The 16,754-nt window shown below is 35.7% G+C and carries 11 protein-coding genes; 6 read left to right on the top strand and 5 right to left on the bottom strand.

The window, feature by feature from the left end:
• Window positions 1-53 precede the first annotated feature (53 nt).
• The 4 genes from C7390_RS01745 to C7390_RS01730 form a co-directional block, all read right to left on the bottom strand.
• Window positions 54-977, bottom strand: coding sequence for a Fic family protein (locus C7390_RS01745; protein WP_022502023.1), 924 nt, complete (start codon window positions 975-977; stop codon window positions 54-56).
• 276 nt (window positions 978-1,253) lie between these two features.
• Window positions 1,254-2,618, bottom strand: a complete 1,365-nt coding sequence (locus C7390_RS01740) for a sensor histidine kinase (protein WP_116443495.1) — start codon at window positions 2,616-2,618, stop codon at window positions 1,254-1,256.
• A gap of 11 nt (window positions 2,619-2,629) precedes the next feature.
• Window positions 2,630-3,343 (bottom strand): LytR/AlgR family response regulator transcription factor, encoded by a 714-nt coding sequence (locus tag C7390_RS01735; protein WP_022502021.1) that lies wholly within the window; start codon window positions 3,341-3,343, stop codon window positions 2,630-2,632.
• Between the two features lie 243 nt (window positions 3,344-3,586).
• On the bottom strand, window positions 3,587-4,699 hold the full coding sequence (locus C7390_RS01730) for a sugar kinase (RefSeq protein WP_012739150.1): 1,113 nt from the start codon (window positions 4,697-4,699) through the stop codon (window positions 3,587-3,589).
• Window positions 4,700-5,021: 322 nt separating this feature from the next.
• Here C7390_RS01730 and C7390_RS01725 point away from each other — a divergent pair, with 322 nt between their 5' ends.
• From C7390_RS01725 to gltA, 4 genes are all read left to right on the top strand, one after another.
• Complete coding sequence (locus C7390_RS01725) at window positions 5,022-8,906, top strand: Ig-like domain-containing protein (protein ID WP_116443494.1); 3,885 nt, start codon at window positions 5,022-5,024, stop codon at window positions 8,904-8,906.
• A 475-nt stretch (window positions 8,907-9,381) separates the two neighbouring features.
• Window positions 9,382-11,049: a chitobiase/beta-hexosaminidase C-terminal domain-containing protein gene (locus C7390_RS01720; protein WP_116443493.1), complete on the top strand. Its 1,668-nt coding sequence runs from the start codon at window positions 9,382-9,384 to the stop codon at window positions 11,047-11,049.
• A 54-nt stretch (window positions 11,050-11,103) separates the two neighbouring features.
• The gene (locus C7390_RS01715) at window positions 11,104-11,982 is read left to right on the top strand and encodes a sulfide/dihydroorotate dehydrogenase-like FAD/NAD-binding protein (protein ID WP_022502018.1); all 879 of its coding nucleotides are present in this window, start codon (window positions 11,104-11,106) and stop codon (window positions 11,980-11,982) included.
• 20 nt (window positions 11,983-12,002) lie between these two features.
• Window positions 12,003-13,388 (top strand): NADPH-dependent glutamate synthase, encoded by a 1,386-nt coding sequence (gltA, locus tag C7390_RS01710; RefSeq protein ID WP_055174508.1) that lies wholly within the window; start codon window positions 12,003-12,005, stop codon window positions 13,386-13,388.
• Between the two features lie 241 nt (window positions 13,389-13,629).
• Here the strand turns inward: gltA and C7390_RS01705 are convergent, their stop codons facing one another.
• Complete coding sequence (locus C7390_RS01705; protein ID WP_116443492.1) at window positions 13,630-14,238, bottom strand: hypothetical protein; 609 nt, start codon at window positions 14,236-14,238, stop codon at window positions 13,630-13,632.
• Between the two features lie 251 nt (window positions 14,239-14,489).
• Here C7390_RS01705 and C7390_RS01700 point away from each other — a divergent pair, with 251 nt between their 5' ends.
• Window positions 14,490-15,140 (top strand): thiamine diphosphokinase, encoded by a 651-nt coding sequence (locus tag C7390_RS01700; RefSeq protein WP_090140652.1) that lies wholly within the window; start codon window positions 14,490-14,492, stop codon window positions 15,138-15,140.
• 163 nt (window positions 15,141-15,303) lie between these two features.
• Window positions 15,304-16,749 carry an acyl-CoA carboxylase subunit beta gene (locus tag C7390_RS01695; RefSeq protein ID WP_055174514.1) on the top strand — a complete coding sequence of 482 codons (1,446 nt, stop codon included), beginning with the start codon at window positions 15,304-15,306 and terminating at the stop codon, window positions 16,747-16,749.
• Window positions 16,750-16,754: the final 5 nt, after the last annotated feature.

Below are 16,754 nucleotides of genomic sequence, written 5' to 3'. Positions count from 1 at the left end.
GTGTTTCAAAATCTAGGGGTATATGTTATATGCTATTTAATGACATCGCTCTTTTAAATATATTCAAAATATTCCAACAATTTCTTATATTCATCCTGTGATGCACGGCAGGTTTCTAGTAAATAACCTTTTTCATCATTGTATTCATTTAAGCCTCGTCTATAATAATCTTTCATAGTATCATCAATAATAAAAGGGCAGATGTTATTTTTCAGACATTCTTTAAACATTATAAGTCTGCCAACACGTCCATTTCCGTCCTGAAATGGGTGTATTTTTTCAAATTTATAATGAAAATCAATTATATCCTCAAAGGTTATATTGCTGTTTTCCCTATAGTCTTTTAATAGACTTTTGATAGCGGCGGGGACTTTGGAAGGGTGTGTTGTTTCAATCATATCACCAATGACATTAGGGCGTTTCTTATAATTGCCAACTGCAAACCATTCTTTTTGACTATCCGTTGTTCCACTTTTTAATAAGAGATGAATATGTTTTATAATATCTTCGGAAAGTTCTTTATCCGCAATTTTTAAAATATAATCAAAACATCTGAAATGATTAACAGTTTCTATGATGTCATCTACTTTTTCAACGCCATCAGTAATACCTATAGTCTTGGTTTCATAGATACTTCGTGTCTGTTCTTCTGTCAACCGGCTTCCTTCCATATGATTTGAATTATAAGCTATGCGTATCTGGGTCTGATGATATAGACCCCCTTTTAGTTTCATTTCCATTTCTTCACGAAGTCTGAAAAGAGTAGTATTTTTATCAATTTCTTTTTCATATGACAGAATAGCACCGGGCTGGCAGTCAAAAAAATCGCAAAGACTTTGAATTGTTGACATTGAAACATCTTCATTTTTGGAGAGTTTTGCCATAGTTGCTGAGGAAATTCCGATTTTATTTTTTAGCTTTTCTTTTGTGATTTCCTGTTCTTCCATTAGTAGAAATAATTTTTTGTATGAAATCATAGAATACCACCTTTCTGTACATACATAGTATATTATATATATTTAGATTTGTAAATATTTAATGTTTAGATATTGAAAGTAATATAATTTCACTAATTTGGTAGTTGCTGTAAAGGCATTTTGTGGGTATAATATATATAGATATAATTATTAGTATATGAAGGGATACGATATTAAAACTTTTGATAAGAAATTAAATAAATTATTGAAAACCAATTAATATAATGAAAAAGGACTGTCACCATAAATGACAGTCCTTTTTATGGTGGTGTATATTTATATACACGCCTGAAAATAAAACACTCCATCCTCAGTAAAGAAATCATATACACCGTTATATTTCTCAATCACAGATATTATGCTTCTGATACCAATACCGTGGCCGGCTTTATCCGATACAGGAGTATTATTAACGAATACAGGTTCAACAGCATAAGTATTAGTGATGTTAATACATAATTTATTGTTTTTATCAAACACCTTTACTGTGATAATACGGTTTGAATTAACCTCGCCGTAGTCAGAAGTGCAGCCGGAATTGTAGTCAGAAGCAGTGTCGGATATGCTGCTATATGAATTATTAATAGATGTCCTGGCTGTCTGTACAAGCTTGCAGGCATTTATGGCATTTTCAAGTGCATTTGCAAATAGACTGCAAAGGTCAGTTGGCTTGTAGTCAGCAAGGTTGGCGGCAGTAACTGACACTTGTGTGGTGATATTATATTTGTCAGCTTTGGCAATATAGGAAGATAATATAAGGTTGACAGCTTCATTAGCACAGTATCTTGTTATTTGGCTGTTGTTAAGACTGGTACATATCTCCCTGATATAATCCTGTGCCTGTGCGTAGCTGTTATCATTAAGACAGCTTTGTATAAAGTTCATATGGTGTCGAAGGTCGTGGCGGTATATAGCTGCCTGTTTCTGATAGTCCGATAACTGGGCAATCTCTTTTTCTGCCTGTGCAGCTGCGGACAAGAGAATGATATTTTCACGCTCGGCGGTATTTTTCTTATTTAACAGAGCCAGTATAACTGTTGATAATATAAAATAGAGTATGACAATAAAGCTGTCCATAAATTCTATAACAACAGCTTCTCCGCGGTATAACAGGTCTGTGTATACAGTGAATGCGTACTCTAAAATATAATAAGTAAGAGGCAGGAGAAAGAACATTGATATAATGGTCTTTGATTCGTTCTTAAGCCTTATTATGTAAGGAGAAATGTATTTAATTACAATAAATATAAGTGGGATTGTAATAATAATAGTTACAATATCTGATATCATAGGAATATCTTTGAAAATGTAAGCGGCAGCAGTGCCGAACCATTTTCTTGGGGTACACATAAGATAAGCCGACAGAACTGCAATTGATGAAATGTATATATTCTTATGGCAGACAAATTTTATGACAAGAATTAAAGGTATATGTATAAGGAAAGGATAGCTTTTATAAAGCACATTCTGACCAAGTAGCAGATAGCATACAGCCTGAAATAACGCAAATGTGAGAGTTGTATATATAAACAGCTTATGGTTATCTTCCAAGCGTATATCAGCAAAATAAAATGATACAATAATGCCAAAGATAAGAACAAAGATATAATTAATAAGATTTAATAAAGTAGAAATATACATATAGCCCCCTGTTATTCTTCCATCTGGAAAGTTAAATACTGCTTCTTGATTTCAACGACACGGCGTTGTGCCAATGGAACTGTTTTGTTATTGCTCAGATGAATTTCATTACTAATAATAGTACTTATGTAGTTCATATTTACAATATATGAACGGTGTGGAAGCGTAAATTCTTTGTGAATACTAAGTGTATCACATATTGAGGAGAATACGTCGGTTGATGTTATGTGTTCTCCATTTTTAAGATGAATAGTTACCTTGCGGTTTAATGCTTCCGCATAGACAATATCAGCTGTACGGATTTTGTGTATACCTGAATTGTTCTTAATAATTATGTTGTTTGTCTGTTCGATGTTAAAGAAGTCTATTAAATCATCAAGCGTAGTATACAGGCGTTCTTTGTTCACGGGCTTTAACAGGTAATTAAATGCCTTGACTTCATAGCTGTCTACTGCAAATTCGGAAGATGAAGTTAAGAATATTATAGGTGCGGCTTTATCAAAGGTACGGATTTCCTTAGCGAGTGCAAGTCCGTTCATTACTGGCATAATAATGTCAAGAAAATATATGTCAAACTTCTCAAATCCAGCAGTAGAAGCAAGCTCGACACTGCTATTATAATATTTCACTGTGAAGCTGATATTAGATGAGGCTTCATAATTATCTAAAAGTTCTCTTATTATACCTAATTCGTATTGGTCATCATCACATACGGCAATCTTCATAGTAATCTCCACTTCTAACAATTAATACTTACGTTATTATATATTTCTTTTTGATAAAATTCCATAGAAATTTACATTGTTCGCGTTGAAAAATGTAGGTTGATATGATAAATAGTGTTAATTAGCTGATTTATTTCAATTATTGTGTTATATAACTGAAAAAGGAGGTATACGGAATTCTGTATACCTCCTTTTTATGCTTAAAAGCATAAGTTTAAATGGATTAACTAAAACAATGTTTAATTATCTCTGAACTCTGGCACCAGCTCCACCAACGATACCTTCAACTTCCTTAAGAGAAGCCATTGTTGTATCACCAGGAGTTGTCATAGCTAATGCACCATGAGCAGCACCATAGTTAACAGCCTTTTCAGCGTCTTCAAATGTCATAAGACCATATACAAGACCTGAAGCGAATGAATCTCCGCCACCAACTCTATCCATGATTTCAAGTCCATCATACTGAGCAGCTTTGTAGATTTCACCATCAGCCCAGCAGATTGCTGACCAGTCATTAACTGTAGCTGTCTTAACCTGACGAAGAGTTGTAGCAACAGCCTTGAAGTTAGGGTATGTAGCAGCAGCTTCGTTAATCATCTTCTTGTAACCATCAAGGTTAAGAGTCTTAAGGTTCTCATCGTTACCTTCGATTTCGAAACCAAGGCAAGCTGTGAAGTCTTCTTCGTTACCAATCATAACGTCAACATACTTAGCAACTTCTTTATTAACTTCCTGAGCCTTAGCTAAACCGCCAATAGCTTCCCACATAGATGGTCTGTAGTTAAGATCGTAAGATACAATTGTACCATACTTCTTAGCTGCCTTACAAGCTGCAATAACAGTTTCACAAGCCTGTTCAGAAAGAGCAGCATAGATACCACCTGTATGTAACCAACGAACACCTAAGCCACCATCGCTCTTGTTCTTGAAGATGTAATCAAAGTCGAAATCTTCTGGAGTAGCCTGAGAAATAGCTGTGTTAGCTCTATCTGAGCAACCCTTGGCACCACGGATACCGAATCCTCTTTCTGTGAAGTTGAGACCATTTCTGCAAAGACGACCGATACCATCTGTCTTCTTCCAGCAGATAAGGGATGTATCAACACCACCCTGTTCGATGAAGTCCTTCATAAGAAGACCTACTTCGTTATCAGCGAAAGATGTGATAACAGCAGTTCTCATACCGAAGCACTTGTGAAGACCACGGATAACGTTATATTCTCCGCCACCTTCCCATGCTCTAAAGCTTCTTGCTGTACGAATTCTTCCTTCACCTGGATCAAGACGAAGCATTACTTCACCTAAAGATACAGCATCAAATGTGCATTCTTCAGCTGGTCTTAAATTTAATTTCATTTTTTAGATACCTCCAAATAAATTTTTACATAATCATATTAACATATAATTTAGATTTAATCTATATATTTAAGTAAAGTTTTGTATAAAGCTGTCAATTTTCCACTGATTAAAAAGAATATTGGTAAGTTACATTATATATAAATTGAAATATAATGTATTATGTAAGACGTAATGCAATTTATAAAAAGTGAAATGTTAAAAAAATATACATAATTATTGAAAATAGAACTTTTTGCTTATTGAAAATATTGTGGAGATATTGTAAAATATTTCTAAAATAGTATACCAATGAATAATATTTATGAAATGAGGCATATATATGAGCAATATCAAGAAGTTAAGAAAACTCAAAATCCAATGGAAAATATTGCTTTCAGCAATGCTTGTTATATTCGTATTTGGCGGATATATGGTATTTGCTAAAGCTGATTCCAGTGTCACTGTATCAGTGACAACGACAGCAACAATTGTTAATCAGGGCACAGAGTCGAACAGCATCGTGGCAACTATGTCGGGAAGAGATGAGAATAATGTCAGTCAGGATTCACCGGATAATTATAAGCCGGCAGTAAGAAATCTTAAATGGACAGTATCCAACTCTGATATTATTAAATTTGTCGTAAGTGATAGTGCGGGAACTAAATATGCAGACACAGCAGAAGGCACTGCCAATCCTACAATATATGGTAATAGAGCAGGTAAGGCAACAATTACGGCTACATATTATACTAAGGCTTACGGACCAGACGGTAGCATTACTTATGAAGAAGAGCTTGGAAATGACTCTGTAGATATCATCGTTCCTTTAAAGATTAACAGCTTTAAGGCATACAGAAATGGTGTAGAGCTTACAAAAGAAGAAATGCTTTGTTATCAGGTAGGAGATATTATTGAGATAACATCTAATGCCAATGATACTAATAAAATATTTGTTGAAACAGACAATGATAAGACAGGAAGTCTTTCTAAAGATGGTATTGTAGAGAAAGTATCATCTTCAGGTGCTAAAGTAACACTTAAGATTGTCGGTGGTGGTAGAACTAATCTTAAAGTAAGAACAGCAGATGGTGATGGTATCAATTCTCTTACAGCAACATACCAGATAACATCAAAGGTCGAATACACTGATGGAGTTGCTAACTCAGAAGGACATTCTATTCAGAAGCTTTCTGATGGTACAAGATTTATTACATTATCAGATAAAGATTTTGAAGACTTTAAAGAAGAAGCAATTCCTTCTAATATTAAGTATCCAGCAACAGCAGGTGTTACATATGTATCATCAGATACAGACGTAATTACATATAAGGCTGGCAGCGTAAAAGGTGTTAACGCAGGTGTAGCCCAGGCAACAGCAGGTGTTGCAAGTATTGATGTACAGGGTAACATAGGCTGGGCGACCAAAGATGTAGTTAATGTTGTTGTACCATTTAAGAAGCTTGGCAATGATGTAAGCAATATGAATGTGGGTGACTCAATACAGCTTAAGACTTCTGCTAAATCAACAGAGGTTACCTGGTCAACATCTGATAACAGCGTACTTCAGGTTGATGCAACAACAGGTCTTGTTACAGCAATGGGAGCTGGTAAAGCTACTATATATGCAACAAGAGTTGACGATGAACTTTCAACAAAGTACAAGCTTAATAATCAGCTTTCTTATGAGATTACAGTTATCGATGGATTTGGCTTAAGCCTTACATCAATGAGTGTTAATATAGGTGATACACAGAACCTTGTGGCACTTGTAACTAATAATCCTAGCAAGGATGATATTACATTTACAGTAGAGAATCAGCCAGATGCAGCAGGAGTTGTTCCAACTGAGACTTTAATTAATGTAGTTCAGTCAGAAGACGGAAGAACATTCAAGGTAACAGGTATTGCATCAGGTATAGCACATATTAAGGTGACACAGAATGTTAATGGCGTTATTAAGAAAGCAACCTGTGTTGTATATGTTACAACACCAGTGGGTGAGATTACTATTAATCCTTCATCACTTACAGTAGACAGAGGTTCATCTGATACTGTACAGCTTATATTTAACCCATCAGCACCAACTAATAATAAAGTATTATGGTCATCATCTAATACAGATGTTGCAACAGTAGAAGGTGACAGCTATACAGCTACAATTACTGGTGTATCTGGTGGTACAACAACAATTACGGTCATAACAGAAGACGGACTTAAAGTAGCAACTTGTGATGTATATGTAAGAGAACCTGTAACAGGTCTTGTACTTAATGCAACAACAGTTGAATCATCGATGGCAGTTGGTCAGTATCAGCTCGTTGCAACTGTTCTTCCAGCAGGCGAAGGTGTTGACCGTGCTGTAACATGGACATCATCAGATCCATCAGTTGCAACAGTAGATGAGAATGGTCTTGTTAAGTATGTTAAGCCAGGATATTGTACAATCGTATGTAAGACAACAGATGGAGCATATATAGCTACTTGTAACTTTATCATAAGCATACCAGTAGAGCAGATTAAACTTGATTATACTGATGAGATAATGTCAATAGGCAGTACATTAAGAATTACAGCAGAGGTTCTTCCGGTAACAGCTACTAATAGAACAGTAGTATGGGAATCTTCTAATACTAATGTGTGTATCGTAGATTCTAATGGTCTTGTAGAGGCAGTTGGAACAGGAAGTTGTACAATCCTTTGTAAGTCATTGGACGGTAACTACACAGCAATGTGTAATATATATGTTAAACAGCCTGTAACACAGGTTATACTTAATACAACAGATATAACTGTAAGACAGGGTCAGGTATTCTGGCTTAATGCTACTTGTCTTCCAGAGAATGCAGATAATAAGATTATCAGCTGGGAAAGCCGTGATGAGAGCGTGTGTACAGTTGAGAGCGATGGTAAGGTTACAGCAGTAGGTGCTGGTACAACATCTATTATTGCAACCAATGTTGATACAGGACTTACAGCATATTGTGTTGTAACGGTTACACAGCCGGTAACAGGAATTTCGCTTAACTCAGATTATCAGGAATTATGGGTTGGAGCTAAATATGCAATCATACCGGTAGTTGAACCTTATGATGCTGAGAATAAGAATGTTACATATTTATCAAGTGATCCATCAGTAGCAACAGTAGATGAAAATGGTGTTGTTACAGCATTAAAGGGTGGAAGTTGTATAATTGAAGTGACAACCGAAGTTAATAAGTTAACGGCGGCGTGTACGATTGTAGTAAAAGAGTATGTATCATCAATAACTCTTAGTGAAACTGATAAATTTATGAATGTTGGTTCAACAGGAACGCTTGTTGCTTCTGTTGGAACGGATACAGCTACTAATAAGAATATAGTATGGTCATCTTCTAATTATGATATATGTTATGTAGATGGCAATGGTAACTTAAGTGCCAACTCAGTTGGTAATGCAGTTATTACAGCAACAGCGGCAGACGGAAGTGGTGTTAGTGCTTCTTGTATTGTAAAGGTTGTTGATCCTGTAATAGGAATTACAGTTGAACCAGATACAGTAAGGCTTCTTGTTGGTGATTCAGCTAAGGTTACAGCAGTCATAACACCAGACAGTGCAACTGTCAAAGATGTATCATGGACATCATCTAATGAAGCTATTGCAACAGTAGATGAGTCGGGAGAAATATTTGCCCTTAGTACTGGTAAATGTAAGATAACAGCTACATCACAAGACGGTAACGAAGTTAAGGGTGTATGCTGGGTATATGTAACACCAGTTGTTAACATATCATCATTAAGAATTAACTCTAAAGAAATATATATGCTTTCTGGACGAGCTAGACAGTTATCAGTAATTGTAAGACCTGTTAATAATACAGATTCTTATGAGTGGTATTCAACAGATACAGGAATTGTACAGGTAGACCAGAATGGTGTAATCACAACCGTTGGTCCTGGTACTGCAGATGTGTTTGTTATAAGCAATAACAGCAGTGTAGAAGCTTCATGTACGGTACATTCGCTTGCTGTGAGTACATCACGAGTGAGATTGGAGCAGTACGATAGATTTAATCTAGATGTAATAGGTACAGAAGATGCTGTTACCTGGAGAAGTTCTAATCCAAGAGTATGTACGGTTTCATCATCAGGTGAAGTTATAGGTAGACGGGCAGGAACAGCTACAGTAACAGCTACAGTTCATAATAAGACACTTAGCTGTACAGTAACAGTTACTAACATCAGGTAATGCTGCTGGAAAATTTCAATTCTTGATATAAGCTTTAAAGATATTATAGAACTTAAAGATGGTTATGCCAGACATTCAAGTCTGGCATAACCATTCTTTATATAATATTTTGACTGTTATCAGAACATAATGGAACTGACTGTAATAATAAACGGCTTATAGAACAAAATAGACAATATAAAAAGAAACAGGCACTATAAGATTATTCTTATGGTGCCTGTTCTTTATTATTTAATATGAGGGGGAGATAGAAAGAATTAACTTTGCTATCTGATTATTAATATAACCTGTAATTGTGTGCAAAGTATGTCTTATTTATGAAAGAACGATAAAAAGAATTAACAAAATAAAAAATAATATATATCAAATGGATAGCAGCTATAAAGTTCAAAAAGTTTAATTTGTTAATTTATTGATTATTGAGTATCAATATGTTAGAATTTATTCGTTAAAATATAAAGGCAGGGGAATAAGTATGAATAGCAATGACAAAGATGAGTTAGATGATGAGTTAATTAAATCAATGAAAAAGCTTGTTGAAGAAGAAACTAACGTTGCTAAAGCATTCATAGATACTCAGAATGAGTTATCAGATGAAGATGATGAGTTGGCTGATGAAACAATGGGTAAGACAAGAGTTATACCTAAGGTCACAGATGATATGCTTACTAAAGTAAGTGATGCTACAATTAATATCAGTGATTTGAATGCAGACAAAAAACTTCAATCCAATAAAGAACAGAATAATATAGATGATACCAGCAGAGTAAAAGAATATAATAAAGTCAGGGAGTCAGAACTGGTAACAGAATATAATATGGCAGAACAGCAGGATAAGTGTTCTGATGCACATATGGATAATGGTAATAATGAGAAAGATGACAGCGTGCAGGAAAAGGCTAAGAAGCCTATGGATGCTAAGAGGAAAAAGATGATTATAGCTGTTTCCTGTGTAGTAGCTGCTTTAGTAGTTATTATAGGTATAGTTGTCGGAGTTGTTCTTAATAATAAGAATAAGAATTCGTACCAATATAATTATGATAAAGGAATGAGTTCTTATCAGAACAAGGATTATGATAATGCTATTAAGTATCTTGCTAAAGCTTCCAAGTTATCTGAAGGCAAGAAAAATGTAGATTTAAAATATACATTGTATCAGTGTTATGCTGCAACAGATAATACAGATATGTCAATTGAAGTGTTAAAGGATATTTTATCATTTGATGAGAATAATGAGAAAGCTATAAAAGCATTAGCTTCAATATATAATACTAAGAAAGATGGAACAAGTCTTAATAAGCTTATTAAAGATTATAAGGATAAACAGGGTTACAAATATCTTACTGATTATGTTGTTGAAACTCCTAAGCCATCAGTTGAAGCTGGAAGCTATGATGATGTAATTAAGTTACAATTTACAGAGAACAGCAGTTCAACAATATATTACACAACAGATAAGACTGAGCCAGATAAGAAAAGTACGCATTACACAGGTACAGCAATAGAAATACAGAGTGGTACTACTATAATAAAGGCTATTGCTATTAATGATATAGGAGTGTGCAGTGAAGTAGTGGCTCTGGAGTATACAGTTGATTTTAAGAAGCCATCTGCACCAACAGTAAGTCCTGTATCTGGAACATATGAGGAAGGACAGACTGTGACAATAGATAATATTCCGGTTGGCAGTACAGCGTATTATACATTAGATGGTTCTACACCAACTAAGAATTCGGAGGAATATTCTGAACCATTTACAATTCCAACAGGTAATAATGTAATATCCGTTGTTATAATTGATTCGCATAACCAGTCAAGCAGTGTTGTTAAGCGTAACTATGTTGTCAACAAGGCTAAGACATATGTATATAATGAGGCACTTGAGATATTAAAAGGAAAGCTTATATCAAAGGGAGTGCTTAAGTCAGATGGAACTACAGCTGCTGATGGTTCTACAGTTACATTTGTATATCAGTCAAGGACAACTGTAGATGGAGTTGAGATGTTCGTTGTAAGATATGATGTGACATCTAAGACGGGTAAGACTTCTACAGCTGGTTATTATGGTGTCGCGACTAAGACAGGTGACTGCTATACAGTGACACAGAATGGCGGAGCATATAGTGCAGCCGCATATAATTAAGTTTTGATGTGTGATTAACACTTCAGATAATATATAACTGAAAGGGGTAATAAAATGTACAAGATTCTTAAGGCTGAAAAATTAGCAGAAAAGATTTTTCTTATGGATGTTGAAGCACCAAGAGTTGCTAAGCACTGTGAACCTGGCCAGTTCATAATTGTTAAAATGGATGAAAAAGGAGAGAGAATTCCTCTTACAATCTGTGATTATGACAGAGAAGCTGGAACAATAACAATTGTATTCCAGATAGTAGGAGCATCAACAGAAAAAATGTCTCACCTTAAAGCAGGCGATGCTTTTAGTGATTTCGTTGGTCCATTAGGATGCCCTTCAGAATTAATTCACGAGAATATTGAGGATTTAAAGAAGCAGAATATCGTATTTATAGCAGGTGGTGTAGGTACAGCACCAGTATATCCTCAGGTAAAATGGCTTCATGAGCATGGTGTAGATGTTGATGTTATCGTTGGAGCTAAGAACAAAGACCTTATCTTATTAGAAGAAGAGATGAAGGCAGTGGCAGGTAATCTTTATATAACAACTGATGATGGCAGCTATGTAAGAAAAGGTATGGGTACAGATGTACTTAAAGATCTTTATGCACAGGGTAAGAAGTATGACAAATGTATAGCGATTGGACCATTGATTATGATGAAATTCGTCTGTCTTTTAACTAAGGAATTAGGTATACCTACAGTTGTAAGTATGAACCCTATTATGGTTGATGGTACAGGTATGTGTGGTGCATGCAGACTTCAGGTTGGTGATGAGATTAAGTTCGCTTGTGTAGACGGACCGGAGTTCGATGGACATTTAGTAGACTTTGACCAGGCTATGAAACGTCAGCAGACATATAAGACAGAAGAGGGCAGAGCTATGCTTGCAGCCCTTGAAGGAGATACACATCACGGTGGATGTGGACAATGTAATTAATCAACGGAAAAGAGGTATATATAATGGATGTTATGAAGAAAGTTCCAGTAAGGGAACAGGCTCCAGATGTAAGGAATAAGAACTTTGATGAGGTATGCCTTGGATATAATGCAGAAGAGGCACAGGAAGAAGCAACACGTTGCCTTAATTGTAAGAATGCTAAATGTGTACAGGGATGTCCAGTATCAATCAATATTCCGGAATTCATACATAATGTAAAAGAAGGTAATTTTGAAGAAGCTTACAAGGTTATTGGAAAGTCATCTGCATTACCTGCTGTATGTGGCCGTGTATGTCCACAGGAAACACAGTGTGAAGGTCAGTGTATAAGAGGAATTAAGGGCGAAGCTATATCAATTGGTAAGCTTGAAAGATTCGTAGCTGACTGGGCTAGAGAGAACAATGTATCACCAGAGATGCCAACAGAGAAGAAGGGTAAGAAAGTGGCTGTTATCGGTTCAGGTCCTTCAGGACTTACTTGTGCCGGTGACCTTGCTAAGATGGGATATGATGTTACAATATTTGAAGCACTTCACGAAGCTGGTGGAGTATTAGTATATGGCATTCCAGAATTCCGTCTTCCAAAGAAGACAGTTGTTGCATCAGAGATTGAAAATGTTAAGAAGCTTGGCGTTAAGATTGAAACTAACGTAGTAATCGGTAAGTCAATGACAATTGACCAGCTTATTAATGAAGAAGGTTTTGATGCTGTATTTATCGGTTCAGGTGCTGGTCTTCCAAGATTTATGGGTATCCCAGGAGAAAATGCTAATGAAGTATTCTCAGCTAATGAATACCTTACAAGAAGCAATCTTATGAAAGCTTTCAGAGAGGATTATGATACACCAATAGCAAGATTTAAGAAGGTTGCTGTCGTTGGTGGTGGTAACGTTGCTATGGATGCCGCAAGAACAGCATTAAGACTTGGTGCTGAGGTACATATTGTATACAGAAGAAGTGAGGAAGAACTTCCTGCAAGAGCAGAAGAAGTACATCACGCTAAAGAAGAGGGTATTATATTTGACCTTCTTACTAACCCAACAGAAGTCCTTACTGATGATAAGGGTAATGTTACAGGTATTAAGTGTGTTAAGATGGAACTTGGCGAACCAGATGCTTCTGGAAGAAGAAAGCCTGTTGAAGTCCCTGATTCAGAATTCGTAATGGATCTTGATGCAGTTATAATGTCACTTGGTACATCACCTAACCCACTTATCTCATCTACAACTAAGGGTCTTGAGATTAATAAGAGGAAATGTATTGTAGCAGAAGAAGCTAATGGACAGACATCTAAGGAAGGCGTATACGCTGGTGGTGATGCTGTTACAGGTGCTGCAACAGTTATTCTTGCTATGGGAGCTGGTAAAGCTGCTGCTAAGGGTATTGATGAGTACCTTTCAAAGTAAGTAATTATATTTACAATAATAGTAAAAAGCTGTTGATTTATTATCAGTGTTTAGATAATAAACCAACAGCTTTTGCTTATCTTATGTTATAGCCTGATTATAGCTGGGTAATATTTAGCATTGACAGGCTGCGTGATTTTATAGCAGACTGTATGGTTCTATGGAAGCCAGTGTTTTTATAAAGCTGATTGTATGCTTTTTATAGAAGCCTGTATATTCTTTTTGTTTTTGTAAAGTTGATTTACATATTGAAAATGCTGTCAATGTATTTATCAGAGATAGTGTCACATAACCCTTCAGACGTGTCAGGGAACTGTTTCATAATAGCATTTTTGATGTAATCACTTCTGTTGAAATATTTCATTTCTTCTGCAATATCATTGTTGTAAGAACCTTCAATGTCTTCTTTGGTTACATTGTCATTAAGCCAGTTGATAATAGTGTCCGTTGCTTCATTTTCGATAGAGGCGTTTGACTTGATTTTCTTGGAATACTTTAAAGACCAGAAACCTATTGCGATAAATCCAACAAATAAAAGACCAAGAACAACATTTACAAGTATGAAATTAGAACTACCTTTTGTTACAAACTTTAATATTCCGATGTCATTAAGAATAAGAATTATAATTCCAGCAGCACCGCATACAAAAAAAGTTATTGCAGACGACAAGTTATCTTTATATTTGTCATCTGTTGACTCATACAGATTGCCAGAGTGCTGTAAAAGCTCAATGCCTTCTTCTTCCTCGATAATATTTTTGACTTCTTTTTCAGAAATGCCAGATTGCTTAGCTTCGTCAATGATGTGTTCATCAACTGTATTGTCTGACTGTGAATTTAAGCTGCTCACAATAATCTCCTTTCTGTGTATATAAATAATATGTAATATGTAGCATTAAAATGCTTCGCGTAAATTAAACTATATATAAGCAGTAAAATGTGGTACTATTACCAGATGTAAGCAGAATGAAAATGCTGTCTGCTTATTAAAATATATACGCTTAATTACTATTGGGTTAATTATAAAGTATAAATGTGAAAAATTAAAGAACATGGACAGAAAATTTAAAAGATTGATAATTAAAAAGGAGGTTATAGAAGATGAGCAAGGCTCTTATTGTTACAGGTGGAAGTATTAATGTTGCGTGGGCTAAGGAATGGCTTGATAATCAGACATTTGATTATTGCATAGCGGCTGACAGCGGGCTTGAGTATGCTGATAAGCTTGGATTGAAGGTGGATTATCTGCTTGGAGATTACGATTCAGTAGATAAAGATGTGCTTGACACATATAAGAGTAATACTGAATTTGAGACATATCCTAAAGAAAAAGATTATACCGACACACATCTTGCGATTATGACAGCACTTAAAAAGGGTGCAACAGACATATATATACTTGGTGCGACAGGAACAAGAATGGATCACACAATTACCAATATAGGAAATATGAAGGTGGTGGCTGATTGTGGAAAGGACTGCCATATAGTTGATGAACACAATTATATATATCTTTTAAGTGAGGCTGATGGAATACATATAATTCGTAAAGACAGCCAGTATGGAAGATATGTGTCAATTATTCCTATGTCAGAAAATGTCAGTTTAAGCCTTGAGGGATTTAAATATACGCTTGATAATTATGAATTAAAGCAGGGATTAAGTATATGCCAGAGCAACGAGGTAGAAGATGAACAGGGAATAATTAAGGTTCATAAAGGACTTATTATAGTTCTTGAAACAAAAGATTAATAACATATATGTCCTATGTGCAAAATTAATGAAAAATGCGTATGAAATTAACAAAATAACGTGGAAAGCAACAACAAATCTCTTGTAATTTAACTTACATTGTTATAAAATAAACAATAGTTGTTTGCATTAAGCAATATATAACAAAGAGGAGGTCTCGGTGATGAGTAATACTACACAGGCTTTATCAAGAATCGAAGCAATTCTTGATGATAGCAGTTTTGTTGAAATCGGAGCGGCTGTTACAGCAAGAGCAACAGATTTTAACATGCAGGAAAAAAAGGCTCCATCTGATGGTGTAATCACAGGATATGGAGTTATCAATGGAAATCTTGTGTATGTGTATAGCCAGGATGCTGCTGTGTTAGGCGGAACAATTGGTGAGATGCATGCCAAGAAGATTGCTAATCTTTATGAGAAGGCAATGAAAATGGGAGCTCCTGTGATTGGTCTGATTGACTGCGCAGGTTTAAGACTTCAGGAAGCAACAGACGCCCTTGACGGCTTTGGACAGATTTATAAGAATATGTCATTAGCTTCTGGAATTGTTCCACAGATTACAGCCGTATACGGTGAATGTGGTGGAGGTCTTGCTGTTCTTGCAGAACTTTCAGATTTCGTATTTGTGGAAGAAAAGAAGGCTAAGTTATTTGTTAACAGTCCTAACGCATTAGATGGCAACTATGAATCTAAGCTTGATACATCAAGTGCAGAATTTATGGCTAAAGCAGGTGTTGCAGATTTCATTGGTGATGAAGAAACAATCGCTAATGGAGTAAGACAGCTTGTATCAATGCTTCCATCTAATAATGAGGAAGGTGCTGTATACACAGATAATCAGGACGACCTTAACAGAGTATGCGCTGATATGTCAGCAGAGATAGCTGATGCTGCACTTGCTCTTACAGATATTTCAGATGATGGATTATTTGTAGAAGTTAAGGCTGAATATGCTAAGGAAATGGTAACTGGCTTCATTCAGCTTGATGGAGTTACAGTTGGTGCTGTTGCTAACAGAACAGCAATATATGATGAGAATGGCGAAAAGGCAGAAGAGTTTGCAGCTGTATTAACTACAGATGGAGCTTATAAGGCAGCCGAATTCGTAACATTCTGTAACGCATTTGAAATACCAGTGCTTTCGCTTACTAATGTTAAGGGCTTTGAAGCTAATGTAAGAGCTGAGAAGACAATTGCCAAGGCAGCTGCTAAGTTAGTATATGCATTTTCTAACGCAGATGTGCCAAAGGTTAATGTAATTACAGGTGAAGCTTATGGAAGCGCATATGTAGCTATGAATTCTAAGTCAGTAGGTGCAGATATGGTATATGCCTGGTCACAGGCAAGCATCGGTATGATGGATGCTTCTTTAGCTGCTAAGATTATGTATGCTGATGAAATCGCAGCAGCAGATGATGTTACAGCTAAGATTAATGAAAAGGCTTCTGAATATGCAGCATTACAGTCAAGCGTTGAGCAGGCAGCTGCAAGAGGTTATGTTGATACAATTATTAACCCAGAAGATACAAGAAAGTACATTATTGCAGCATTTGAAATGTTGTTTGATAAAAGAGAGGTTCGTGCAGATAAGAAGCATGGCACAGTATAATTGAA

The sequence above is a fragment of the Bacteroides galacturonicus genome, assembly GCF_003096855.1.
GTDB lineage: Bacteria > Bacillota > Clostridia > Lachnospirales > Lachnospiraceae > Lachnospira > Lachnospira rogosae.
This window is presented reverse-complemented; position numbering and strand designations above follow the sequence as displayed.